We start from the raw sequence: 24,557 nt of genomic DNA, 5'->3' as shown, positions 1-24,557 counted from the left end.
TTGCTGTATATAACCGTGAATTATTGTACAGATTTAATATTGTAAAGTATTTTAATAAGTTTATAATTATTTTGTAAATAATATCATACTGTTTTGGTATTATAAGAAATATCTATAAACGACTGGAGGTAAATTTAATGACATTAACAGAAAACTTTTTAATTCAATTTCTTCAAAGATTTGATGAATATCCCTTTTTAGTAAAGCTAAAAGAAGAAGAACATCTAATCGGTGACGGGACCCCCGCCTTTACGGTCAAATTGCAAAATGATATTCCAAAACAGGAACTGCTAACAAGCACTTCACTCGCCTTAGGCGAAGCATACATGCGGGGTGATCTCGATATAGACGGAGACCTGTTTGATGCACTGGACCACTTTTTGGGGCAGATGGGGAAATTTTCCACAAATCATTCTGCGCTGAAAAAACTAATCTTCTCTTCACACTCGAAAAAGAATCAGCAAAAAGAAGTATCTTCTCATTACGATATCGGTAATGATTTCTACAGCTTATGGCTGGATGACACCATGAGCTACTCCTGCGGCTATTTCAAAAACGCGAATGATACCCTGTACGATGCACAAGTAAATAAAGTTGATTACATTCTCGAAAAGCTTTACCTGCAAAAAGGTATGAGCCTCCTTGACATTGGCTGCGGCTGGGGATTTCTGCTAATTGAAGCTGCTAAAAAATATGGTGTATCCGGACTTGGAATTACACTCAGCAAAGAACAGCAGAAAAAATTTCAGGACAGGATCAAAGAAGAAGGCCTGACCGGGCAGATTTCTGTAGAATTGATGGATTACAGAGATCTGGCTAAGAGCGGCAGAACTTTTGACCGCGTTGTAAGTGTAGGCATGCTGGAGCACGTAGGACGTGACAACTACGAACTGTACATTAAAAATGTAGACTCCGTTTTGAAAAAGGGCGGGCTGTTCCTGCTGCACTATATCAGCGCGCTGCAGGAACATCCCGGTGATCCATGGATTAAAAAATATATTTTCCCCGGAGGTACTGTGCCAAGTCTGCGGGAAATGATTCATATCCTGGGTGATTATAATTTCTACACCCTGGACGTAGAAAGTCTCCGCCGTCACTATTTTAAAACCCTTCGCTGCTGGAGCCAGAATTTCAACGAACACCGTGATACGATCAACGAGATGATGGGCAGTGAATTCACCAGAATGTGGGATTTGTATTTAAATGCGTGCGCTGCCACATTCCACAATGGTATCATCGACCTGAACCAGATCTTAATCTCAAAAGGCATCAATAATGATCTTCCAATGACCAGGTGGTATTAGTCCATTCATAAATAGAGTGGCTATACCACTCTATTTTGCTTTTTACTGGATGCCTGTATTATTAATGATCTGATTACTGATTTCCTGCACAGTTGCTGATGGGGTATAGCTTTCCCCGCTGAATAAAAACTGATGAAGCTGAACAACATTATTTGCAAGATTTTTAGGAACCACACAGTCTCCCGCTGATGGAATATCCGCAGTATCTTTATCCATTGGAAAACCTGTGGTTTCTCCCATGTTATAACCGGATATACCTGTTGCCAGCTTTAATATTTCCGTATTAGAAAGGCTTGTAAGGACCATAGGCAGAATTGTATCGATCGCTTTATTTAATGTGAGCAAATCGGTTGTTTTTGCCTTCTGCATCAGCTGTTCTAATACTTTTCTCTGGCGTTCCGTACGTTCATAATCAAGTCCGATGTAACGGATACGGCTGTATGCCAGCGCCTGCATACCATTTAAATGCTGCATGCCCGGTCCCGGAACATCGGGTGTTTCTTTTCCCACAACTTCCCGTCCCTCAACCAGATAACCATTCAGCCACTGTACTTCACCTTCCGTCAACTCTATATCAACGCCGCCTAACAAATCAACTGCTTCTACAAGTGCCTGAAAATCAACGGTAATATAATCACTCAGATTCAAATCCAGGTTTTTGTTCAGCATATTTAAAGACTGCTTTGGTCCTCCAATGGAATATACTTCTGTTGCTTTCTGATATCCTCCCTGGGTATTATCCAGGTAACTGTCACGATAAACTGATGCCAGTTTGATTTCTTTTGTTTTATTGTTGATACTGCATATCATAATCGTATCGCTGTTTGCCCCTGAAGAAAGACTTCCTTCACGGGAATCCACACCAAAAAATGCAATATTGGTATAGCCGGACATATTTTTAAGTTCAGCCGGATCCAGATTTGTATTGATAACCAGATCCTCTTTCGGGATATCATTACGCTGGATCTTCGCAAATTTCACAAGAACAAACACTGCTGCTGCCCCAATGAGTAAAAGCAATACTAATAAAATAAACGGCCATATTCTTCTTTTCTTTTTCCGCTTAGGCATCCTGCCATTTTGCGGATATCCTCCATATTGGTTATTGTACTGATCTCTTGAATAACTCATAATTTTCTCCTCTCATAAAAGCGGATCATTCAATGCTAAAACTGATGTCTGTGGTATTATAACATTTTTTGACTGCATTCGCTGAGATTTAAAGAAAGATTAAGAAAGCTTAATGAAAATTACCGTTTCAAATGGTCAGCGTACAATCTGGCTTCCGTATGTGAAAATTGTGTTCAGGGCTTCGTTTAATTTTTCAGCTTCCGCCCGGTTTCGTGCCATACAATAAAGCTTATACCTAGTGTCATGATCCAAAAGGATATGCTGCATCACGCACAGCTTCTCCACCGGTTTCAATTTGTCCAGCTCCTGATAGAACTGTTCATGAATAAATAAATATTCATTATCATGTTCATCCATAATTCACATTCTCCCCATATCTTTTATTATTTGCAATAAATGATTATAAATTAATATTTTACTATAATGCTCATTATTTTTCAATTATGCTGGTAAAATTTGAAAAATAATCTTATATAATATCCATGTTTTTTTAAGATTCCTGTATCATTTGCACATGGTAAAAACCGAAAGCAGGGTATATAATAATTTTGCCAATTTTTACTACAGGGAGATGAGAAGATGAAAAAAAAGGTCAGCTTAACACTGGAAACAAATGTAATTAAAAAGCTACGGCAATTAGCTGATTCTGATGAGCGCTCTTTATCACAATACATTAACATTGCGCTCAAAGCACACATCAAAAATCTGGGTATCGATTGATAAAAAAAGGAACGGTACCGCTTTTCAGCTTTCCCGTTCCTTTCCAGATCTCATATTTAATTATAACGTTCTCATAGCCGCTTCCACCACATGTCCTACCAGAACGGAAGTTGTTACACTACCTACTCCGCCCGGAACAGGTGTGATTGCTTCTACAATCGGTTCTGCTTCATCGTATTTTACATCGCCGCAGAGCTTGCCTTCCTCATTCACATTGATTCCAACATCAATTACAGTCTGTCCTGCTGACAAATAAGAACCATCTACTACACCCGCACGTCCTGCAGCTACAATCACAATGTCGGCTTCTTTTACAACAGAAGGCATATCCACTGTTCTTGTATGACAGATCGTTACAGTAGCATTCTTCTTAATCAGCATCATAGCCGCGGGTTTTCCTACTACCAGGCTTCGTCCCACAACAACCGCTTTTTTACCGGTACAATCGATTTTATAGTGATCCAGTATTTCCATACATGCCTGTGGAGTACATGGAGGGAATCCCTGTTTTGTTCCGGCAAACACACCCACCATAGAACCATCTGTAATTCCGTCTACATCTTTCTCCGGATTCAAAGCTTTAATAACTGCATCTTCGTCTAAATGCTTTGGCAATGGACGGAAGATCAAAATCCCGTGGATTTTCTCATCTTTATTCACCTTATCTAAGGTTTCCATTAATTCTTCCTGTGATACATCTGCAGGAAGTAAGAATTTTTCATAAGATACGCCCAAAGTTTCACAGCGTTTTGTTGCACCTCTTTCATAAGAGACATCATCCGGTCTTTCCCCAACACGGATAATTCCAAGAGTAGGATTAATTCCTTTTCCTTTTAGCGCTTCTGCATCTGCTTTGATTTTTTCATTTAAAGCTGCCGTTACTTCTTTTCCAAGTAATTGTTTTGCCATTTTTATACCCATTGCATATTGCAGATTTCCTGCAATACTGCCACAATTAAAACAAGTTGAAAGAATTACAGCGTGGCTTCCTTTCTATTTCATAATTTTCTTCCAACTTTCTCTTTCTCCTATTTCAGTCTTCCAAGCACACTCTGAAAGATTTCGTCTGCAAGACTTGTATATTTCTCTAACATCTCATCTGCCTTTTTATTTAGTTCTTCGGCATACTCTCTGTTCTTCATCGATTTCGTATTAATATATACGTTTAAGCTGGCACCTTCTAATGCTGCTTTGCAAAATGCTGCGCCAACACCAGCATCACTGATGGCAAGTGTACTTCCTTTTGCTGCAAATTCTACAATAATATCAATTGCTTCACAGCATTTTTCCATGATTTCCATGGGTACGGAACAGGCATCTTTTAAAACAATTTCCATTACACGTGCTTTTTCTGCTTTTTCTTCTTCGGTTTCACGGGGCATACCGTATGCTTTGGAAAGGGGCTCAAAAACTTCCGCATCTCTCTCGATTAATGTTAAGAAATCTTTCTGAAGCTGGTCGGATTTTGCTTTTAACGCATACATTTCCTCTTCCACTTCTGCATACTTCTTCTTACCTACAGTTAAACTTCCCACCATATTTCCCAGTGCTGTGCCAATGGCACCCACTAATGCTGATGCTCCGCCACCGCCCGGAACCGGAGCTTTGGATGCTAATACTTCTACAAATTCATTACATGGTACAGTTGAAAATCCCATAATACCCTCCTACATGTTTTTTAATATGGGGCGTAATATATGAAATACTACGCCCCATTTCGGACTTATCAATATAAATTCCTGCAAATCAAAGCTTTTCCAAGCTTTATCCATTGATTCTAAAGATTGTCTGAAAATTGCTTTCTGTCAGCTGCGCGGAAATGAATTTTCAAACACGCTCTAGAACAATCCGGAAATCTTTCCTGTCTCGTCTACGTCGATTCTTTCTGCTGCCGGTACTTTTGGAAGTCCTGGCATGGTCATGATCTCTCCTGTGAGGGCTACGATAAAGCCTGCTCCTGCGGAGATCTTTAAGTTACGTACTGTTACTTCAAAGTCTGTCGGTGCGCCAAGCTTTGTCTGGTCATCTGTCAGACTGTACTGTGTCTTAGCAACACAGATCGGGCAGTTCCCGAATCCAAGGTTTTCCAGTTCTTTCGCCTGCTTCTGAGCATTTGCTGTGAGAACTGCTTTCTTTCCGCCATATACTTTCTGTACGATTGCATTTAATTTATCTTCGATACTTCCTTCTAATTCATAAGAATAGTGGAATTCGCTTGGCTCTTCTACCAAACGGATTACTTCTTTTGCAAGAGCTTCGCCGCCTTCGCCGCCTTTTGCCCATACTTCAGAAAGTGCTACGTTTACACCAAGTTCTTTACATTTTGCTTCTACCAGGTCTAATTCAGCCTTGGTATCAGTTGGGAATGCATTGATTGCCACTACGCATGGAAGTCCGTATACATTTTTGATGTTGCTTACATGTTTCAGTAAGTTTGGCATACCGTTTTCCAGTGCTTCTAAGTTTTCGTTATTCAAGTCAGCCTTTGGAACGCCGCCATTGTATTTTAATGCACGCACGGTTGCTACGATAACAACTGCGGAAGGGGTAAGCCCTGCCATACGGCATTTGATATCCAGGAATTTCTCTGCTCCAAGGTCAGCGCCGAATCCTGCTTCTGTGATTGCGTAATCACCCAGTTTTAATGCCATCTTTGTTGCAATTACAGAGTTACAGCCATGTGCGATATTGGCAAATGGTCCGCCGTGAACGATTGCAGGCACGTGTTCCAGAGTCTGAACCAGGTTTGGTTTCAGAGCATCTTTTAACAGTGCTGTCATAGCGCCCTGTGCATTTAAGTCGCCTGCGGTTACCGGTTTCTGCTCTGCAATTTTTCCATATGTATATCCAACGATAATCTTGGAAAGTCTCTCTTTTAAATCTGTGATATCTTTTGCCAGACATAATACTGCCATAATTTCAGATGCAACGGTGATATCATATCCGTCTTCTCTAGGCATTCCGTTTGTCTTTCCGCCCAGTCCGTCTATTACATTACGAAGCTGGCGGTCATTCATATCCACACATCTTCTCCAAGTGATCTTTCTTGGGTCGATGTTTAATGCATTGCCCTGGAAGATATGGTTATCCAACATCGCTGCCAGTAAGTTGTTGGCTGCACCGATAGCATGGAAATCACCTGTAAAGTGAAGGTTGATGTCTTCCATCGGAACTACCTGTGCATAGCCGCCGCCTGCTGCGCCGCCTTTTACGCCGAATACCGGTCCTAAAGATGGCTCACGAAGCGCAACCATAACGTTCTTGCCCAGTTTTTGTAAACCATCAGCCAGACCTACGGTAGTTGTCGTTTTTCCTTCACCTGCCGGAGTCGGGTTGATTGCTGTTACAAGAACTAATTTTCCGTTTGGAGCATCACTTTCTTTTAAAAGGTTGTAGTCAATTTTCGCTTTGTATTTACCATATTGCTCCAGATATTTTTCGTCAATACCTGCTTTTGCTGCAATTTCTGTAATTGGGGACATGGTAGTCTCCTGTGCAATTTCGATGTCTGATTTGTAACCCATAGAAATATCTCCTTTCAAAACTATCCGTCCAATGTTTTCCTGACACTTTAACGGATTTTAGATTTTTTTTAATGTGCCGATGGACACATCTCCAACAACTGCCAGATCCTCTGCTTCAAAGGATAGTGGAAAATTATCAGAAAATAGTATTTGGGATGACGGTGGAAACTCATCATCCCCAGCCCATAGAATAAATCGTACAAAATATCCATTTATGAATTCAAACTCGTAAGATACATCGCCAAGCTCTAATCTTACGGCGCCCACTTTTTCCATTTGTGCCTGAAAAAGTTCTAACTTTGAACCGTAGGAAAATGCCAGACGCATCAGGCATCTGCCCTGAAACTGTCTGAAATAAACCTCACCCCAGGGCACTTCACGATAAGTCAGATACTTTCCGGTTGTCTCAGATGCTGTGCCTTTTGTCAAAAAACGGATTGCAATAATCTTTGCAGATATTTCTTCCATAAGGGCACCATATGTCTCATCATCAGTCTCTGCTTTTTCCACACTGAATTCCGGATAAGATATCAGATAACTTTTCTGCATCATCCGCAGCGTAAATACCTGCTTTTCTTCATCAAAGGGAACTCCTGTGCGTCTGCTTGCTTCAATCGGATCTATTTTGCGATATTCTTCAAGGTAATGCTCGAACGGGATTCGTTCTTTGTTGTCTTTTTCGTACTCAATATTCATATGTATCCCCATTGCTTCCTTTCAATATCCCAATTTAGTTAGTCTTCAAATAGTGTCGTATCTGTATGCGGCAAGAAACATGCTGCAACAAACTCATCCATATACTGAGGGATTGCACTTAATTCCAGATAAGTCATATTTCTTGCAACTTCATATACTTTCCGCTCAGCCTGAGTAGAGCAAAGCATTGCATATGCCCCTGACAGGGATGAATTTCCAATATACTGGTACAATTCCAAAGGAACTTTCGGGAACATCCCAATATGAATTGCATTTTCCATATTGATACCGCTCCCAATGCCACCTGCTACATAAACATGTTCTATCATTGAAATATCAAAATCACAATAAGATAACATTGTCCGGATTGCAGAGAAAATTGCTCCCTTTGCACGGATAAAATTATCGATATCAACTTCTGAAATCTCCACATCCTTCACAGATCCTGCTTCTGACTCAAATGCCAGCACATAGCTGCCCATATCAAATTTATCGTGTCTTACGCGTTTTCCTTCACGGACAAATTTACCTTTAGGGTTAATAATGCCGCAACGGAATAACTCACTGATAATATCAATGATACCGGAACCGCAGATTCCAATCGGTTTCGTCCCCTCATCTCCAATTACAGAGAGATTTGGCTCCATTGTTTCTTTATCTATGGTACAAGCTTCAATTGCTCCATCTGTAGCCCGCATGCCACAGCTGATATCCCCTCCTTCAAATGCCGGTCCTGCTGAGCAGGCACAACTCATTAAAAAGTCAGAGTTACCAAATACAATCTCGCCATTGGTACCAAGGTCAATAAACAAGGAAAACTCCGGTTTATTCCACAGTGCACTTACAAAAGCACCTGCTGTTATATCTCCGCCTACATAGCTTCCAATATTTGGAGCTATAATAATATGGGAATCCGGATTAATATGAATTCCAATATCAGATGCATACAGTGAATTCGTTTTAAAGAAGGTTGGAATGTATGGTTCCATACGAAGAGGATCAGCATTGATACCCATTAATAAATGGTTCATAGTGGTATTACCTGCAATACACATACGATATATACTCATAGGATCCAGTTTCGCCTGTCTGCACATGGTCTGGATCAACGGATTAATCGTCTCTTCAATAACTGCTTTTTGCAGTCTCTCCTTGCCGCCTGGTTTTGCCGATTCAATTATACGATTAATTACATCGGCACCGTAACGGATTTGTCCGTTTCCGGAAGAACCTTTTGCAAGAATAGATCCGTCCAGCATATTAATCAGAATTGCTGAAACCGTTGTTGTTCCGATATCAATTGCAATTCCACCTACAATCACTTCTTCATTCTCCGGGAAAACATCATATACAAATATATTTGTTTCAATTTTTCTTACAATTATTTTGACACGAAAATTGCTTTCCCTAAGCACATCCGGCAATTTCTTCAAAACCGAATATGGAACACGGATCTTTTCAATACCGGTTATTGCCGTAATTGCGCGGGTAAACCGCTCATTGTCAGGCATGGTATCATCCAAAGTAGGCTCATCCATAGATACATTCAAAATCTCTAATGTATTCTTCAGTTCAATACCTGCTTCTAAAATCTGTTCTTTTGCATCGGAAAAAATCTTTAATTCTTCCGGCGAACTTAGATCTGCCACTTTCATACGGCTTCTGTAAGCAGAGGCAATATCCGGCACCAGTACTTCCACATCCGCATTTATGGTACTGACACAGGCGAGACGCCAGCCTTCGGCATAGTCCTCATCCGTAATATGACGCGTCTTTTTTGATTCTAATTCACCGCCAACGAGCTTTACTCTGCATTTCCCGCAAGATGCATTTCCTGAACACGGTGCATCGATAGCTACGTTTGTTTTTCTCGCTACCTCAAGAAGGCTTTCACCGAAAGCAGCGAAGACAATAATATCTTCGCTGTTTTCAAACTTAAAAGTAACTTTATGCATATATTAGATCTCCAGATAGGAATCCGCATATAAGGTATTGTTTTTAAATACATCACAGGATTTGATTGTTTCCATCAATCTTAAATCACAAGGATTTACGATAGCGGAAGTCAAACCATTCATCATAGCCATAGCTACTAAAGCAGAATCCATGATCGGACGGATATGTTTTGGCATACCGTTAGAGTTATTGGATAATCCACCTGTAGAGTTTAATCCCATATCGCTGAACATTTTAATTGCTTCTAAAACGTCCATCTGCTTGTCCTGCATTCCTTTAACAACAAGGAATAACGGGTCAAACCAGAGATCAGTAGGTTCCATGCCAAGTTCCAGACCTCTCTCTAACATGTTCTGGCAGTGCATCATACGTTCGTCATTATCAGATGGAACGCCTTCTGCGGAACATAATGCGATAACAATTGCATCATTTGCTGCAGCTAAATCGATATTTTCGATTCTGTCTCCGGCATCTGCAGAGTTAACGATTGGTTTTCCTTTTGAACGGTTATATACGGAAATACCAGCTTCAATCGCTTTTTTATTAGCGGTATCCAGTGCCAGCGGTACATTGTCGAATTCATTCTGAAGCAGCTGAACAGCCCATTTCATTAATTCTTCGCCATCGCTTTCAGCCGGTCCGATATTTACATCTAAGTAAGTTGCGCCTGCATCAAGCTGCTCTTTTGCACGCTGAATGATAGGAGCTCCGTCTCTTTCTGCCATTGCTTTACGGATAACTGGGGAAATACAGTGGATTCTTTCACCAATTGTTACGAATTTTGCCATTGTTTAATCTCCTTCTCTAATTGAAATTGTTGTAACATTTCAGACAGGTCTGCGCATTTACTGCGCCGACCGTATGAAAACCTGGAGCCTGCAGACATCCAGCCCTTCGCCGCAGGCGAATTTCAATGGGCTGGATGTGTAACAGTTCATGCTGTCTGAACTGTTACATATTGTTAGTAAAATCATTTACTGATTTCTGCCATACTATATTAGTATAGAGAAAATTACTGCATATCTTTTAAGAATTTCACAAGCTGTACAGCTTCATTTGGTCCTACAATGACATCCCATCCCGGAAGTTTCGCTTCTACTTCACCTTTTAAAACAGCTACTTTACCTGGAAGAATTAATTTTCTGTTTTTGATCTTGCCTTCGATATCAGCTTCTCCAAAATATTTAGCAATAGAACTTGCAGATAATTTACCTGCTGCCCATGCTGTCAGAACGGATAATCCGCCTGCATCACTGATAATCAGATTACAAGGAACTCCGGAACGCTCTAACTCGCCGGATACTACGAAATATGTAAGTGCAAAGTCTACAGTTGTAAGACAAACTGAATTCTCATCTGCTCCATTGATTGGGTAAATACCCGGTTCTACTTTCATTGGCTTCTGAGGATCTGTAAATACGTTCTGTCTTAAACCATATAACGGCAATGCCTGAGCATAAGTCATTTCTTCCATTACTATGATAGAGCCATATTTAATTGTAAACATAGATGCTAAAGCTGCCTGCATGTGGATATCTCCCTTTGCAAGTGCTGCTACATTTACGATTGACGGATAACCAAATGTTCTGTCACTGTCTTTAACTGCTGCTTTTCTCATCTGAACTGCTGTTGCAAATGCATCTTTAATGGATTTACATCCCGCATCCAGGATCAGGTTCTTGTTTCCAAGTCCTTCTAATTTAGCAACTGTATCATATAATTCATTTATATCTGCTCCACGAACACCAAGTACAACACCTGCTGCAACAGCTATTGCACTCATAGCTTCATAATTGGAAGCATCTGCTCCATTTAATACTGGTTTGCTGTCTTTGCATACTTCAAGAGCTGCTTTTGCAACTTCAACATCTGTACATCCTAAAATTAAAGTTCTGTTCAGAGCCGCTGCTTTTTTTACAAGCTCTACATAATCACTGACTCCATCAGCGCTGTAGTTAACATAGACCATCTCTACAAACATTCTTTCGCCGATACGTTCGTAATCAACCTTAGGAATTGCTGCAAGCTTAGCGTCAATTGCTGCTTCATCCATACAATTGCAAAGAGCAACTGCATATCTTGTCTTACTTACAAAAGTTTTTTCGTGTCTTTCAAGAACAGTTTCTCCGCCTAAAGTAAATTCATTTTCGCCTGTTCCGACTTTAATTGTTTTCATTGGTGGTGCAGTAGCCTCTGATAAAGTTGCTAATGCATCCGGTGAGAAATGCGGACATGCACTGATATCCATAGCGCCCTGTGCAACCTTCATTGAGAAAGCCATACATGTTGGGCATCCACACTCCTTACAGTTTTTCTTAGGTGATAATTTAAATATATCAAGACCTTTAAGTGCCATAATTCTTTTTCCTCCTTAAGCAGCAATTATACTAATTCTTTGACTAATTTTGAAATAGTTGCAACTGATACAGGATGTTTTAAAATAACTGCATTTGATCCGGAAACTAAAACTGCTGCTGCTGTCTCTACTTCCATATCAATACCGCGCTGTTCAACATCTCCCCATTCAGGCATATCAGCTTCTGAAGCCATTGATTCTTTTACGCCCCATGTTTCAGATGCTACCGGTGTTATAATCGGCATCTGTAACATTCCATCATTCTGAGATAAAGCTGCTGCTTTTACTCTCTGCATGGTGGAAACAACATATTCAAAACCATAACCTGCTGCTGCAGTACCTACGTTCATAACAACGTTAGAACTGCTGACACCTAACTGTGACAATAATACATTTAACTGTTTTGCAAGGTTGATATCAACTGCTGATTCAGCACCTACTACCTGCTTATAAGCCAGGCCTGCTGCTGCACCAACTGTCTTGTAGTTTTCTTCCTTTGCTGCTAAAAGCATTGCATTTCTGCCTTCCAGTACTTCGGCAGCTTTGCTTAAAAGTTCTGCATCTTTTTCAACGTTCTTGCATCCCGCAATAACAAGTGGCACGTCTACTGCTGCTGCAACATCTTTTACGATTTGAATTAATTCCTCTGTAGATTTGTCAGCTCCGTTGGGATCTCCGCCTTCTAATCTCAGGCAAAGGAAATCAGCACCTTCCATAGCTGCGGCTTTTTTAGCCATATCAGCTACAGTTGCACAGCCTTCATAATATTTCTGAATAAATTCCGGTTCATTTTCTAAACCGAAGTCTGTGATCTCAACACCTACTTTTGGTGCGTTTTCGATAGGAGCATCGAAGGTATAAAATGGTAATACATTTTCTCCGCCTATGGTAATTTTCTTGTCCCCGCATCCAATTTCAACAGTGTTAATATTTGCGCTGAACTTTCCTGATTTTGCATTAAATGGCATTTCTAATAAACCTCCTTCATGTTTTTAGACTGTTGTAAAACATAATTATATTTTACAACAGTCTGCCTTAAAAATCCATAAAATCTTTGTACTTCTTTAAGAACACTCCCATTAAAAACCCTTGAATTTACTGAATATTTATAGATATCTCCGGTATAAACAAAAGCTTTGGTGATTCTTAAATCAAATTACATCATTGGTTCCATGCTAAGTGCCGGATGACCTTTTTCTTCTAAGTATGCTAATAATGTTTCCGGATCTTCTGCTACTGTTTCATCACCGATCATATCAACAAAGTTATCGATATTATATAATTCTTTCGCGGTAGCATTTAACTTCTCAGCAACCTGATCTTTTAAGTCTTTTGGCATCCATACGATTCTGCCAACACCGCCTTCTGCTTTCATGAACTTCTTAGAAGCGATGAAGTGTTTACCATGTCCCATGAAACCTGGTGTCTGAACACCGCCGCCTGTCATGGAAGCTAATTCAGGGAATGTCATACCGATTGGTGTCATTCCTGCATATTCACGGTTCGCAATACATACACCATTGGATAATGGCTCAATACCACAGATACACTCAAAACATCCACAAGATGTCATAGGATCTTCAATGATAGAATATAAGGTTACTGTTTCAAGCGCACCCTGGGAATATTTCTTAACCGCATCGTTAACATCCTGGTAAGATCCGGTTCTTTCATCAATTAAGCCGCCTTTTGTGATAACCTGGCATGGTCCCTGAGGATCAAGTTCGTTGGTAGCCTTTGCATCCAGCCATGAAACAGCACCGCAAAGTCCAAGTCTTTCAGGTGTAACAACACATACGTGAGACGGTGAGAATGCCTGACACATAATACAGCTGTAGTATACGTCAACACCTTCATCTGTTAATGTACTAAGTCTTTCATCACGTTTGTCATAGCTTGGTACAGCCAGTTCTGAACGAAGTTTTGTACATTCCGCTGCATCCGTAATAACTTTAACCTGACATTTGTCAACAACTGCTGCAAATTCGCTCTTAATTTTAGCATACAGAACTTCACCGATATGTTTTGCTCTGAATCCGGCATTAAAGGTATCTTTGCTCACACGTACACGGATCATATCTCTCTGTCCGGTATGCATTACACCTTCGATACAGTTGATGTAGGAGTGGAATTTACGTTCAAATACAGGCTCGAAATCAGACTGCATGTTCTTTCCTGCAACTTCTACTATGTAAGCAATACTCTGTTTGCTTCCAACTTCGAATTCGTCAAAGTCCGGTCCGATTACTTCAATCTTATGATCTTCGATTTCTGTTGCTTCTTTTGCCTGTACTAATTCGAAACAGTCAACTCTGGAACCGTCGAATTCTACCTGCATATCACCACGGCGGATGATTTCACCTTCAAATGCAGATGCAAATGCAACCGGGATATCAATCTTGGTGATTTTAATCTTAATATCTCTTGCTTCCAGAGATGTTGCGTTGAATTTCGCTACATCTTCCTGAACGATTAAGCTCTTTGGTACGCGGAAGATATTTTCTGTTTCGTTTGTAACTACCGGGAAACCAAGTGCAATTGCACCAGCTCCACAGGCAACTACTACATCATCCAAAGGTCCGAAAGCATTTACAAATGCTGGAACTCTTTCAAATGTATATTTCATTAACGCGCCTGCATCTCCTGCTGTAATATTACCGAAGATCAGAGCAGCTCTGATTGCTACGGATACTACATGGATTACGCTTGTTACGTCTTTTCCTAACGGAATAACACGAACGTTAGCGCCTGTTTTATATCCTAATTCTGCACACTGGTCAATGATTCCGCCAACTAATGTTACCAGGATACCCTGTGCCTGATAGCTCTTAATCAGGTCAACACCTTCCTGTGCAGTTGGTGCAGTACCAAGGACTACAGCTACACCTGGGATATCTCCTGTAACAAGAGGAACGCCCAGCTCACGGATAATTGCATCGCTTAAATGTCCATAGCATGGATCTTCGTAAGGAGCAGCTCCGTCAATATATTTTAACACTTCAATAAACTCTGCACACAGAGCTGTAGCAACACCTGACATAAATGCATCATTCAGACGTTTTTCTCTGGTCATTAAAGATTTCACAACTCCGAGAGCTGTTTTTAAATCACCTAAATTAGCGATTTTTGTTCCTGTTACACCATAGTAACAAGGTAAGCTGTATGCTGTATTTGGAAAACTTACTGCTTTATCAGCGCCATGCTGTGCGATTGCACCGTCAATTGCCTGCTCTGTCAATCCGTATACGGCATCATTTCCACTAAATACTCTATCAAATAATGTCACTGTTATACCTCCAATCAGATACTTGTATTATCGATCTTTTCTTTTATTTTTCTTATCTCTTCTGTTGCGGTGTCGCTAAAATCAAAGGGGGATTTTCCCTGCCGGTCCGCATCGATCACTTCCGTGTTGTAGTGAATGAAGCCCAATAAATCTTCTGACGGAATTTTGGATTTTATAAACTCTTCGTCCTCTTCATTACGCACCTTGTTCGCCACAACCCGCACGTGCTTCACACCAAGGTCCGTTGCAAGACGCTTTACATTCTTGTAGGTTTGGATGCTTCTTGCACCGGGTTCAATTACAACCACAAACTGATCCATTCCCTCGGTAGTTCCCCGTCCCAGATGTTCCAGGCCCGCTTCCATATCCAGGATTACCACATCATCGCTTCTTAAAACAAGATGATTGATAATCCTTTTGAGCATTACATGCTCCGGACATACACAGCCGCTTCCAGCCGTATCAACGGTGCCAAGAACCAGCAGTTTTACGCCGTTTGCTGACTTTGCAAATTTATTCGGGATATCGTCTACTTTCGGGTTGATCTTATAAAACTTATTGTCGTCATTTGCACCGGTACGTTCCTGCACCAGCTTACGCATTTTGGTAATCGGTACGATCTGATCTAATTCTTCATCAGAAAAACCAAGGGCTAATCCTAAATTTGCATCCGGATCCACATCCGCCGCCAGGACATTCTTCCCTTCCTGTGCATATAATCTGGCCAAAGTGGCCGCAAAAGTTGTCTTTCCTACTCCGCCTTTTCCGGTAACTGCAATTTTCATTTTAACTCCAATCTGCTGCCAATAGCAGCGTTCTCCCGATTAGATACCAAGAGCCGCTCTCTTTTCTTCAATTCTGTCAATCATAGCATCTACAAGCTTATCTATATCTTTTTCAACCGTATATGCTGCTTCAACCCATTCTCTTACGCCGCTTGTCAGTAACTCTGCAACTTCACTGGAACCGGATACATAAGGATCAACTCCAAGGAATGTATCGATACCGGTAGAAACTACGTAGTTACCAATGGATACCGCTTTTTCAGACATCCACTCAGGAGCACATCCCACAACCGGAAGCTGAGAAATATTAAGTCCTGAATCTTTTGCAAGTTCAGATGCAAGAATCATCATACGGCTGATATCAACACAAGATCCCATGTGTAATACTGGAGGGATATCAGCTAATTCACAAACTCTCTTAAGACCTGCACCGCAAATATCTTTTGCAGCTTTGTCCATAAGTCCTGCCTTAGCAGCCGCCTGAGCAGCACAACCGGATGCAATGACTACGATATCGTTTGCGATTAATTTTTTCATTAATTCGATGTGAGCAAGGTCAGGTCTGATCTTCGGATTGTTACATCCAACCATAGCAACAGCACCACGGAGTACACCGGATGTAATACATTCCAGTAATGGTTTTGTTGTTCCTGTCTCATCTACCTGTGAATTTGTAACGCCATCCAACACTTTAACAATTGCTTCTACAGAATAACCAACAGTAGCTTTCTGTTTCATATCCGGGATGTAGATCAGATCCGGATTTCTGTTTTCGAAGTTGTCAATAGCAGCTTTTACAATCGCTTTTGCATTCTCGCCTGCTGTATGAGCATTGAATCTGATGAATTCAGAATCCGGCATCTGAGCGATCGGAGAAGTTGTGATGAATTTTGTATGGAAACATTTGCTTAAAGGACCAAGTGCCGGGAAAATACACTGTACGTCAACTACAATCGCTTCACAAGCTCCTGTAAGTACTACGTTTTCCTGCTGTAAGAAGTTTCCTGCCATCGGGATACCACGACGCATAGCAACTTCATTGGAAGTACAGCACACACCGGATACGGTAATACCTTTAGCACCTTTGCTTTTCGCATAAGCAATTAATTCAGGATCATCCGCATATTCACAGATCATTTCTGAAAGTGATGGATCATGTCCGTGAACAACGATATTTACGTTTTCCACTTCCATAACACCAAGGTTTGCCTCTGTATCAACCGGCTTCGGTGTTCCAAAGAGAACATCAGAGAATTCCGTTCCCATCATGGATCCACCCCAACCATCAGAAAGACCTGCTCTGAATGACTGTCTGATCAGCGCTTCCGGTTTGGAGGAACATCCCATATGAGCCATATGTAAAGAACATGAAACTTCACGGTCAATTGCTCTTGGTGCAATTTCTTCTCTTTCCCAGATTTCCTGAGTATGTTTTGGTGCTCTCTTTAAAAATCTCTGAGTTCCGAATGGCTTACCATATTCCATCATACCCATTTCAGCGATTTCGTGAGCCAGATCGTAGATATCTTTTCCTTCGGTCTCTACACCCCACTCTTTAGCAATACGAAGTAATTTTTCCGGATCTTTTACTTTGTAGTTGCCATCCGCAGCTGATTCATAAAGTGTATGGCAGATTTCACGACCATGATCGGAATGTGTAGCAGATCCGCCTGCTGTAAATTTAAGGTAATTTCTTCCTACGATACCATGTACGTCACATCCACAGATTCCTTTTGGAGCCTTTGGAGTAATACGGCAAGGTCCCATAGCACAGATTTTACAGCAGACACCTGTCTCGCCGAATTTACAGTGTGGTGTCTGGTTTTTTACTCTGAACTGCCAGGCATCAGCACCAACCTTTGCGCCTGTCTCCAACAATCTGGCTGTAGCCGCTTCAAATTCTTCTACTGTTGTTAATTTAAAGTTTCCCATTATAAACCTCCTTTAAAATTGGGTTGTTTTCCCGGGGCTGTTTTATCCCAACATACGAAATTCATTTCGTATTATCCGCCCCCACGGGATATTTCTCTTTAAAATTAATCCCCCTGGTGTCTGGTAATTCCTTCCATCAAGGGGAATTAATAACTCATAATATTAAAGACCTAATGCATCCACAATATCTCTTATCGCTTTTTTCACCGGTGAATCCTCAGGAAGTTCAACTGTAGGCTTTCCATCGCAGTCAAATTCGTATACATCCGAGTTCTGCGGAACGACTCCTAAAAGCTTTAAACCCTGTTTTTCAATTTCTTCACGGGTTCCTTCGTTCAGTTCTCCATTTGGAGCACGATTGATAATCAATCCCATATCTTTCGGATTCATCTCACAGTCATTTACAAGCTTTGCAATCCGCCCTACAGCCTGTACTCCTCTTCTGGAACAGTCGCTTACCAGAATCATGGTATCAACTTTGGGCAGGACGCCTCTGCTGATATGTTCCATCCCCGCCTCATTATCCATCACCATGTATTTATAATTCGGCAGCAATTTTGTAAGCTGTGTCTGCAGCAGTCCGTTTACAAAACAATAGCAGCCTTTTCCCTGGGTTCTTCCCATAACAAGTAAATCATAATCATCTTCTTCCACCATACAGCGGTTGAACATAATTTCCATATAGTCTGCTTTAGACATACTTGCCGGAATAGGGTTCTTTACACTGTTTTCCGCACGTGCCACTTCTTCTCTGATATCGCCCAGAGTCATATCTACTTCCACTCCGAGAACTTCATTCAGGTTTGAATTCGCATCAGCATCTACTGCCAAAATCGGTCTTTTTCCCTTTTCACAGAGATACTGAATAATAAGTCCGCAAATTGTGGTTTTTCCCACTCCGCCTTTTCCTGCAACTGCAATTGTATGTGTCATAACGGGTGCCTCCTGTCATTTCCCTATAGTCTATTCTGCTTTTGTTCTGAGTCCGGATCTTGTTAAGATTTCGGAAACTGCAGCAGATTTGTTTAATGCATATAAATGTATACCTTCTACACCTTCGCCAATGAACTGGTATAACTGGTGTACGGTATAATCGATACCTGCTTCTTTAAATCCTTCCGGATCATTGTAATATTTACTGATTACTTCAGCAAGGTCTCTTGGAATTGAACATCCGTTCATGGACAATGCCATACGGATTGTAGCGTCTTTGTTTAATACAGGCATTACACCTACATCGATAGGAAGTGTAATTCCGGCATTTCTGATCTGATCTACCCATCTCTTAAACTGCTCAATATCAAAGCAAAGCTGAGTCATAATATAATCAGCGCCTGCATCCTGTTTCATTTTCAGATGCGCAATATCTTCTTCAAAGGTTGGACATTGAATATGTTTTTCAGGATCTCCGGCCATGGCGATGGTAAACTGATCACCAAATTCTGCTCTGATGAATGCTACCAGTTCATTTGCATAGTTGAAATCTCCGCGTGTTCCTTCCCAGCCTGCCGGTAAGTCTCCGCGAAGTGCCAGAATATGGTTTACACCATTATCCAGGTATGCCTGTAACTCAGCTTTCATTTTTTCTTTTGTGTTTCCAATACATGTAAAATGAGTTACTGCTCTGTGTCCGCTGTCCGCAATAGCTTTACAAATTTCCACATTACGCCCTGCATTAGAACCGCCGGCACCATATGTACAGCTGATGAAATCCGGATCAAACTGATAGAGTTCGTCCAGTGTGTTTAATAATGGTTCCATTGGCTGTTCAGCCTTTGGAGGGAATACCTCGAAAGAAAATGATGTTCTCTCCTTCATAATGTCGATTACGCTTTTCATCTAACTAATACCTCCGTTTTTTTAGTTTTATTTTAATTGTCCTTCCTAATCAGGACAATTAATTTTAACAACTCCGCCGGTCAGGTCCACCATAGCGATGGTTCCTTCCACGACTTTTCGTTCCCCCATTACATCAGTCAGAGTGATGTTCATGCCTTCCACTTCGATCATACTAACATATTGTAAAATAATACTGTCTTCTTTATTGATATTATATGCCGTAGCTAAGCACATCTCTATGACCTCCTATTGCTGCTCCTTGACCATTGCAAGTGCAACTCCTAAATACATGTTTCCTTTCTGAAACTCATCTACTGCTTTCTTGATCTGTTCTGCTGCGCCTTCGGCACCGGCTGTTCTTAACTTAGCCGCCATCTGATCCAGCTCTGCCGCATGATGTTCATTATGCTGTAACATGTAGGTTAATAACGCAATATTTTCTTTGTTGGGGTTTTCTTCCCCGGAACCACATCCGCATCCACAACTGCTCTCATTGCAGGATGTACTGTCGCAGCTGCAACTTCCATCATGAGAATGCTTATGTTCCTCTTCGTGGCCATGCTCATGGTCATGTGCATGGTTGTGTTCGTAGGTATGGGTGTGAGGATGGACATGTTCATGCGCATGCGCACAAATGTTACCATTTTCATCTTTAACTAAATGCACTGTTATCCACTCTCCTTTCCTCTTATTTGTTAAAAGCTTCACAGAGTCATATATCATAACCCTTAGATGGGGATATTATAACATACAATATATGAATTCTCAACAATGAGTATTGTATTTTTTTAAATAATTTTAGAAGATTCACTAATACTTACTAATATATAACATCACTTCGACTCACTAAACTGCTGCATTGCCAAATAATTAACATCCTCATCATGCTGTCCGAAATCCATATTATATTCATGTCTAACAGAACCCCTGCATTGCATAACCTGCGCCTCATTCCCCGCCTTACTCATTAAACATACAATTTACGAAAGGATAATTTTAAAAATAAAAAATGCTAATTTTATAATAAATCATTATCATAAAATTAGCAATCTTTTCCATTAATTTTTTCACAATTAAGCCAAAATCATTCGGTCGTTGGCAAATTCTCCGCCACTTTCCATTTCAAATTTTTTCAAAAGGTCTGCCACCTGCAGATTTTTCTTCTCCTCACCGGATACATCATAGATAATATGTCCGTCATACATCATGATTAACCGGTTGCCGATACGGATGGCATCCTTCATGTTGTGCGTAACCATAAGTGCAGTCAGATTGTGGGTGTCTACAATCTTAACCGTGAGATCAAGTACTTTTTTGGCTGTCTTTGGATCCAGTGCAGCCGTATGTTCATCCAGCAGCAGCACTTTTGGACGCTGTAGTGAAGCCATGAGCAGTGTCAGCGCCTGACGCTGGCCTCCTGATAATAGCCCGACCTTGGAAGTCATGCGGTCCTCCAAACCTAAATCCAGTGACTTAAGGGCAGTCTGGAATATTTCCTTCTCTTTTTTGGTAATTCCCCAGCCCAGACCTCTTTTCTTGCCTCTTCTGTAAGCAAGTGCAAGGTTTTCCTGTATTTCCATACTGGAAGCCGTTCCCATCATGGGATCCTGGAAGACCCTCCCCAGATTTCCGGCTCTCTGATACTCCGGTTTTTTGGAAATATCGTCCCCATCCAGCACAATGCTTCCGGAATCAATGGGGTATACACCGGCAACCATATTTAACATCGTAGATTTACCTGCACCATTACCGCCTATAATTGTGATAAAATCCCCAGGATTGACATGCAGATTCAGCCCCTGAAGTGCTCTTTTCTCATTAATTGTCCCGGGATTAAATGTCTTATATACCTCTTTTATTGTCAACATATCTGCTCGCCTCCTAATTCTTAACTACCAGTTTTTTAGAAAATACCGGAACGGCCAGAGCAATTGTTACAATAACCGCTGTTAACAGTTTCATATCATTGGAATCCATACCTAACTGAAGAACTACTGCTACAATTACACGATACAGGATAGATCCTAAAATAGCAGAGCCAAGCTTTCCTGCAAAGTTCAGACGTTTTCCCATAACAACTTCACCTATTACAATAGATGCAAGACCGATTACGATAGTACCGGTTCCCATACCTACGTCCGCAACCTTCTGCGCCTGCACAACTAAAGCACCTGACAGTCCGACAAGGGCATTTCCGATAACCAGACCGAATATTTTCATTTTGTCTGTATCCACACCCAATGCCCGGATCATAGCTTCGTTATTTCCGGTAGCACGCAATGCACTTCCGATCTCTGTTCCGAAGAGCCAATAGAGCAAGACGATTGCGGCAATTGCTATAATCAGTCCGATAAAACAGACTACGATGGTATTGATATTTGTATTTTTCTGAAGACTGTCCGGCAGCAATTTTACAAGCATTGTTACTATGGTGTCAGTTCCTTTTTCTCTGGTATTAATAGGCGTATTTGCCTGCCCCATAATTCTCAGGTTAATTGAGTAGAGAGAAATCATCGTCAGTATTCCCGATAATATAGCCGGAATCTTAAGCTTTGTATGGAGTATGCCAGTAACTGCTCCTGCCAATCCTCCTGCAGCCAGTGCAAAAAACAGGGTCAGAAATGGATTCATATGCAGCTTAACGCAAAAAACCGCACTGATACATCCGCCCAGTGCAAAACTACCATCGCATGTCATATCTGCGAAGTCCAATATTTTAAATGTTATGTATACCCCCAGTGCCATAAGGCTCCACAATAATCCCTGGGACACTGCCCCAAATATTGCCATTAAAATGTTCATCTCTACCTCCATTGTTATAAAATGGCCGTTTCAAAATACCTTTTGAAACAGCCACTTTTCTTATTCTTCTGTCGCAGAAGTCTCCTCTGAAGAAGCCTCTGTTGTTGCAGCCGGAGTTTTAACAAACTCCTGTAAGTCAGCCGGAATCTCAAGTCCCAGTTCTTCTGCTGCATCTTTGTTGATTACGGTATCAACATCTTTTAAATACTCGATAGGCATAGCCGCAGGATCACTTTCGCCGGCTAAAATTTTAGCAGCCTGTGCCCCTGTCTGTTTACCCAGATTGAAGTAATTAATACCTCTGGTTGCAAGGCCTCCGTTATTCACCATTCCTTCTTCACCGCAGATGATCGGAATACCAGCCGGATTTGCTACCATAGAAACAGTCTGCATTCCTGCTGCAATCATATTATCAGTAGGCGCATAAATAGCATCTACTTTACCAACCAGGTTCTGAACTACCTGCTGGATCTCGTTAGAGTTAGAAACGGTTGCATCCTGTGTCTCCAATCCGATTGCTTTTGCAGCTTCTTTTGCCATATCAGCCTGGATCTTGGAATTGGTTTCACTGGAGCAGTAAAGGATTGCAATTTTCTTTGCATCCGGCAGCATTTCCTTTAATAAGTCCATCTGCTCTTTTACCGGTGTCAAATCAGATGTTCCGGTAATATTTGCACCCGGCGCTTCGTTTGATTCAACTAATCCGCTTGCTGCAGGATCTGTAACTGCTGTAAGTACAATAGGAATCTGCTCTGTTGCATTTGCGCATGCCTGTGCTGCAGGTGTTGCAATTGCAAGGATTAAATCTGACTGGTCATTAACCAGTTTGGACGCAATGGTACTGCAGTTTGACTGGTCGCCCTGAGCATTCTGGTAATCAATCTGGATATTTTCTCCGTCTACGTATCCAGCTTCCTTCAAGCCCTCTACAAACCCTTCATAAGCCGCATCCAAAGCATCATGCTGCACCAACTGACAGACACCAATCTTATAGACCCTATCCGTATCTGCTTTTGCTGCACTTGCTGTTTCTGCAGCATCCGTGTCTCCTGCTGCGTCTGTGGCAGCGCCTTCTGCAGAGGCACCCTCTGTAGAAGCTGCGCTTGTCTCTTTTGATGCTGAAGTCTCAGTGCTTCCACTATTTGAACCGCATCCAACAGCCATAGAAACAACAAGACCCATTGCTAATAACATAGATAATGCTTTTTTCATAATATCCTCACTCCTATTTTCTTTTCCGAATCAACGCTTTCTCGCATTAAAGCGTCATGTTCATAAATGTGACTATACACTATTTCAAGAAAAAGGTCAATATATTATATGAAAAAATTCAATAAATCCCACTATTTTTTGTAAAATGTACCATAAAGTTTTGACATAGTAGAGGATATCGCTCCCGTAGGACAGGATTTTTTGCATTTCCCGCAGCGGATACATTCTGCACTGTTTGGCGTCTCATATACCGGTATATTCATTTCACATACTTTCTGGCATTTTTTACAATTTATACATTTTTTATCATCCACTTTATAGCGGTAAATGGACACTTTGTTAAAGCATCCGTATATTGCACCTAATGGGCAAAGATATCTGCAGAATGGGCGGTATATTACGATTGACAGCACTATGATTAAAATCAGGATTCCCATCTTCCAGTTAAACAGAAAGCCGATCGCTTCCTGCAGCGGAGGATTGGCTGATACCAGCGGTATACCGCCAAAGAGTGTTCCCGAAGGACAAATCCATTTACAGAACCAGGGGTCTCCATTTCCCAGAAGATTTACCGCAAACATCGGTAGTATGATAACAAATACAACCAGAATTATGTATTTCAGATACTTTAAAAACTTATCACCCGGAACCTTCCGTATTTTTACCGGAAACGGAATCTTATGAAGCAAATCCTGAACAAGTCCAAAAGGACACAGCCACCCGCAGATAAAGCGGCCGAAGAAAGCTCCGAATGCCATCAGAAAACCAATTACATAGAAAGAGAACTGGTATTTCCGGCTGCCCAGCACCGCCTGAAGCGAACCAATGGGGCAAGACCCCAATGCTCCCGGACAAGAATAGCAGTTCAAACCCGGCACACAGAGATTTTTTGTACTTCCTTTAAAAATGGTCCCACCCAGAAATCCATTCACATAACCATTTGAAACAGCTGTAAATGCAATTTGTACAACGAGACGTATGTGATTCCTTAATTTTGTCAATATTCTCATCTTA

The 24,557-nt window shown here is 41.2% G+C and carries 23 protein-coding genes; 2 read left to right on the top strand and 21 right to left on the bottom strand.

Annotated elements, in window-relative coordinates; all coding sequences use genetic code 11:
• Positions 1 to 137: 137 nt before the first annotated feature.
• A complete protein-coding gene (locus CD03_RS0112540; protein WP_027293940.1) occupies positions 138 to 1,304 on the top strand; it encodes an SAM-dependent methyltransferase in 1,167 nt (388 codons plus the stop codon).
• Positions 1,305 to 1,346: 42 nt separating this feature from the next.
• On the opposite strand, the gene CD03_RS0112535 is transcribed toward CD03_RS0112540, so the two are convergent.
• Together CD03_RS0112535 and CD03_RS0112530 are read right to left on the bottom strand one after the other, a co-directional pair.
• Positions 1,347 to 2,435, bottom strand: a complete 1,089-nt coding sequence (locus tag CD03_RS0112535) for an LCP family protein (protein WP_242849088.1) — start codon at positions 2,433 to 2,435, stop codon at positions 1,347 to 1,349.
• A gap of 135 nt (positions 2,436 to 2,570) precedes the next feature.
• Positions 2,571 to 2,792: a hypothetical protein gene (locus CD03_RS0112530; protein ID WP_027293938.1), complete on the bottom strand. Its 222-nt coding sequence runs from the start codon at positions 2,790 to 2,792 to the stop codon at positions 2,571 to 2,573.
• A gap of 222 nt (positions 2,793 to 3,014) precedes the next feature.
• Here CD03_RS0112530 and CD03_RS0112525 point away from each other — a divergent pair, with 222 nt between their 5' ends.
• Positions 3,015 to 3,155, top strand: coding sequence for a DUF6364 family protein (locus tag CD03_RS0112525; RefSeq protein WP_027293937.1), 141 nt, complete (start codon positions 3,015 to 3,017; stop codon positions 3,153 to 3,155).
• A gap of 60 nt (positions 3,156 to 3,215) precedes the next feature.
• Here the strand turns inward: CD03_RS0112525 and CD03_RS0112520 are convergent, their stop codons facing one another.
• The 19 genes from CD03_RS0112520 to CD03_RS0112425 form a co-directional block, all read right to left on the bottom strand.
• Positions 3,216 to 4,064 (bottom strand): bifunctional 5,10-methylenetetrahydrofolate dehydrogenase/5,10-methenyltetrahydrofolate cyclohydrolase, encoded by an 849-nt coding sequence (locus tag CD03_RS0112520; protein ID WP_027293936.1) that lies wholly within the window; start codon positions 4,062 to 4,064, stop codon positions 3,216 to 3,218.
• Positions 4,065 to 4,183: 119 nt separating this feature from the next.
• Complete coding sequence (locus CD03_RS0112515; protein WP_027293935.1) at positions 4,184 to 4,813, bottom strand: cyclodeaminase/cyclohydrolase family protein; 630 nt, start codon at positions 4,811 to 4,813, stop codon at positions 4,184 to 4,186.
• 180 nt (positions 4,814 to 4,993) lie between these two features.
• The gene (locus tag CD03_RS0112510) at positions 4,994 to 6,679 is read right to left on the bottom strand and encodes a formate--tetrahydrofolate ligase (protein WP_027293934.1); all 1,686 of its coding nucleotides are present in this window, start codon (positions 6,677 to 6,679) and stop codon (positions 4,994 to 4,996) included.
• A 57-nt stretch (positions 6,680 to 6,736) separates the two neighbouring features.
• Complete coding sequence (locus tag CD03_RS0112505; protein WP_044289334.1) at positions 6,737 to 7,375, bottom strand: DUF3786 domain-containing protein; 639 nt, start codon at positions 7,373 to 7,375, stop codon at positions 6,737 to 6,739.
• Between the two features lie 38 nt (positions 7,376 to 7,413).
• On the bottom strand, positions 7,414 to 9,330 hold the full coding sequence (acsV, locus tag CD03_RS0112500) for a corrinoid activation/regeneration protein AcsV (protein ID WP_027293932.1): 1,917 nt from the start codon (positions 9,328 to 9,330) through the stop codon (positions 7,414 to 7,416).
• A 3-nt stretch (positions 9,331 to 9,333) separates the two neighbouring features.
• Positions 9,334 to 10,119, bottom strand: coding sequence for a carbon monoxide dehydrogenase/acetyl-CoA synthase methytransferase subunit (gene acsE, locus CD03_RS0112495; protein ID WP_027293931.1), 786 nt, complete (start codon positions 10,117 to 10,119; stop codon positions 9,334 to 9,336).
• Between the two features lie 224 nt (positions 10,120 to 10,343).
• Entirely contained in the window at positions 10,344 to 11,687 is a 1,344-nt protein-coding gene (gene acsC, locus CD03_RS0112490; RefSeq protein ID WP_027293930.1) for an acetyl-CoA decarbonylase/synthase complex subunit gamma, read from the bottom strand.
• A gap of 26 nt (positions 11,688 to 11,713) precedes the next feature.
• A complete protein-coding gene (gene acsD, locus CD03_RS0112485; RefSeq protein ID WP_027293929.1) occupies positions 11,714 to 12,655 on the bottom strand; it encodes an acetyl-CoA decarbonylase/synthase complex subunit delta in 942 nt (313 codons plus the stop codon).
• 188 nt (positions 12,656 to 12,843) lie between these two features.
• On the bottom strand, positions 12,844 to 14,973 hold the full coding sequence (acsB, locus tag CD03_RS0112480; RefSeq protein WP_027293928.1) for an acetyl-CoA decarbonylase/synthase complex subunit alpha/beta: 2,130 nt from the start codon (positions 14,971 to 14,973) through the stop codon (positions 12,844 to 12,846).
• Between the two features lie 14 nt (positions 14,974 to 14,987).
• The gene (locus CD03_RS0112475) at positions 14,988 to 15,758 is read right to left on the bottom strand and encodes an ATP-binding protein (protein ID WP_027293927.1); all 771 of its coding nucleotides are present in this window, start codon (positions 15,756 to 15,758) and stop codon (positions 14,988 to 14,990) included.
• A gap of 39 nt (positions 15,759 to 15,797) precedes the next feature.
• The gene (gene cooS / locus CD03_RS0112470) at positions 15,798 to 17,690 is read right to left on the bottom strand and encodes an anaerobic carbon-monoxide dehydrogenase catalytic subunit (protein ID WP_027293926.1); all 1,893 of its coding nucleotides are present in this window, start codon (positions 17,688 to 17,690) and stop codon (positions 15,798 to 15,800) included.
• A gap of 162 nt (positions 17,691 to 17,852) precedes the next feature.
• Complete coding sequence (locus CD03_RS0112465; protein WP_027293925.1) at positions 17,853 to 18,623, bottom strand: ATP-binding protein; 771 nt, start codon at positions 18,621 to 18,623, stop codon at positions 17,853 to 17,855.
• Between the two features lie 30 nt (positions 18,624 to 18,653).
• Positions 18,654 to 19,529 (bottom strand): methylenetetrahydrofolate reductase, encoded by an 876-nt coding sequence (locus CD03_RS0112460; RefSeq protein ID WP_027293924.1) that lies wholly within the window; start codon positions 19,527 to 19,529, stop codon positions 18,654 to 18,656.
• A 45-nt stretch (positions 19,530 to 19,574) separates the two neighbouring features.
• On the bottom strand, positions 19,575 to 19,763 hold the full coding sequence (locus CD03_RS0112455) for a CooT family nickel-binding protein (protein ID WP_027293923.1): 189 nt from the start codon (positions 19,761 to 19,763) through the stop codon (positions 19,575 to 19,577).
• A gap of 12 nt (positions 19,764 to 19,775) precedes the next feature.
• Entirely contained in the window at positions 19,776 to 20,195 is a 420-nt protein-coding gene (locus CD03_RS0112450) for a hypothetical protein (protein ID WP_027293922.1), read from the bottom strand.
• Between the two features lie 407 nt (positions 20,196 to 20,602).
• Positions 20,603 to 21,397 (bottom strand): ABC transporter ATP-binding protein, encoded by a 795-nt coding sequence (locus CD03_RS0112440; RefSeq protein ID WP_027293921.1) that lies wholly within the window; start codon positions 21,395 to 21,397, stop codon positions 20,603 to 20,605.
• Positions 21,398 to 21,410: 13 nt separating this feature from the next.
• Positions 21,411 to 22,331 carry an ABC transporter permease gene (locus CD03_RS0112435; RefSeq protein ID WP_197041661.1) on the bottom strand — a complete coding sequence of 307 codons (921 nt, stop codon included), beginning with the start codon at positions 22,329 to 22,331 and terminating at the stop codon, positions 21,411 to 21,413.
• A gap of 60 nt (positions 22,332 to 22,391) precedes the next feature.
• Complete coding sequence (locus tag CD03_RS33345; RefSeq protein WP_063837243.1) at positions 22,392 to 23,543, bottom strand: ABC transporter substrate-binding protein; 1,152 nt, start codon at positions 23,541 to 23,543, stop codon at positions 22,392 to 22,394.
• Between the two features lie 131 nt (positions 23,544 to 23,674).
• Positions 23,675 to 24,553 carry a 4Fe-4S binding protein gene (locus CD03_RS0112425; protein ID WP_027293919.1) on the bottom strand — a complete coding sequence of 293 codons (879 nt, stop codon included), beginning with the start codon at positions 24,551 to 24,553 and terminating at the stop codon, positions 23,675 to 23,677.
• Between the last annotated feature and the right edge of the window lie 4 nt (positions 24,554 to 24,557).

This window comes from Robinsoniella sp. KNHs210, assembly GCF_000686105.1.
GTDB classification, from domain to species: domain Bacteria; phylum Bacillota; class Clostridia; order Lachnospirales; family Lachnospiraceae; genus Robinsoniella; species Robinsoniella peoriensis.
The sequence above is the reverse complement of the archived record's forward strand: the minus strand, read 5'-3'. Positions and strand labels throughout refer to the sequence as shown.

Excerpts from the sequence above, each read along its gene's own strand:
- CD03_RS0112540 (WP_027293940.1), top strand. The coding sequence starts at position 138 with ATGACATTAACAGAAAACTTTTTAATTCAATTTCTTCAAAGATTTGAT.
- CD03_RS0112535 (WP_242849088.1), bottom strand. The coding sequence starts at position 2,435 with ATGAGTTATTCAAGAGATCAGTACAATAACCAATATGGAGGATATCCG.
- CD03_RS0112530 (WP_027293938.1), bottom strand. The coding sequence starts at position 2,792 with ATGGATGAACATGATAATGAATATTTATTTATTCATGAACAGTTCTAT.
- CD03_RS0112525 (WP_027293937.1), top strand. The coding sequence starts at position 3,015 with ATGAAAAAAAAGGTCAGCTTAACACTGGAAACAAATGTAATTAAAAAG.
- CD03_RS0112520 (WP_027293936.1), bottom strand. The coding sequence starts at position 4,064 with ATGGCAAAACAATTACTTGGAAAAGAAGTAACGGCAGCTTTAAATGAA.
- CD03_RS0112515 (WP_027293935.1), bottom strand. The coding sequence starts at position 4,813 with ATGGGATTTTCAACTGTACCATGTAATGAATTTGTAGAAGTATTAGCA.
- CD03_RS0112510 (WP_027293934.1), bottom strand. The coding sequence starts at position 6,679 with ATGGGTTACAAATCAGACATCGAAATTGCACAGGAGACTACCATGTCC.
- CD03_RS0112505 (WP_044289334.1), bottom strand. The coding sequence starts at position 7,375 with ATGAATATTGAGTACGAAAAAGACAACAAAGAACGAATCCCGTTCGAG.
- acsV (WP_027293932.1), bottom strand. The coding sequence starts at position 9,330 with ATGCATAAAGTTACTTTTAAGTTTGAAAACAGCGAAGATATTATTGTC.
- acsE (WP_027293931.1), bottom strand. The coding sequence starts at position 10,119 with ATGGCAAAATTCGTAACAATTGGTGAAAGAATCCACTGTATTTCCCCA.
- acsC (WP_027293930.1), bottom strand. The coding sequence starts at position 11,687 with ATGGCACTTAAAGGTCTTGATATATTTAAATTATCACCTAAGAAAAAC.
- acsD (WP_027293929.1), bottom strand. The coding sequence starts at position 12,655 with ATGCCATTTAATGCAAAATCAGGAAAGTTCAGCGCAAATATTAACACT.
- CD03_RS0112475 (WP_027293927.1), bottom strand. The coding sequence starts at position 15,758 with ATGAAAATTGCAGTTACCGGAAAAGGCGGAGTAGGAAAGACAACTTTT.
- cooS (WP_027293926.1), bottom strand. The coding sequence starts at position 17,690 with ATGGGAAACTTTAAATTAACAACAGTAGAAGAATTTGAAGCGGCTACA.
- CD03_RS0112465 (WP_027293925.1), bottom strand. The coding sequence starts at position 18,623 with ATGACACATACAATTGCAGTTGCAGGAAAAGGCGGAGTGGGAAAAACC.
- CD03_RS0112460 (WP_027293924.1), bottom strand. The coding sequence starts at position 19,529 with ATGAAAAGCGTAATCGACATTATGAAGGAGAGAACATCATTTTCTTTC.
- CD03_RS0112455 (WP_027293923.1), bottom strand. The coding sequence starts at position 19,763 with ATGTGCTTAGCTACGGCATATAATATCAATAAAGAAGACAGTATTATT.
- CD03_RS0112440 (WP_027293921.1), bottom strand. The coding sequence starts at position 21,397 with ATGTTGACAATAAAAGAGGTATATAAGACATTTAATCCCGGGACAATT.
- CD03_RS0112435 (WP_197041661.1), bottom strand. The coding sequence starts at position 22,331 with ATGAACATTTTAATGGCAATATTTGGGGCAGTGTCCCAGGGATTATTG.
- CD03_RS33345 (WP_063837243.1), bottom strand. The coding sequence starts at position 23,543 with ATGAAAAAAGCATTATCTATGTTATTAGCAATGGGTCTTGTTGTTTCT.
- CD03_RS0112425 (WP_027293919.1), bottom strand. The coding sequence starts at position 24,553 with ATGAGAATATTGACAAAATTAAGGAATCACATACGTCTCGTTGTACAA.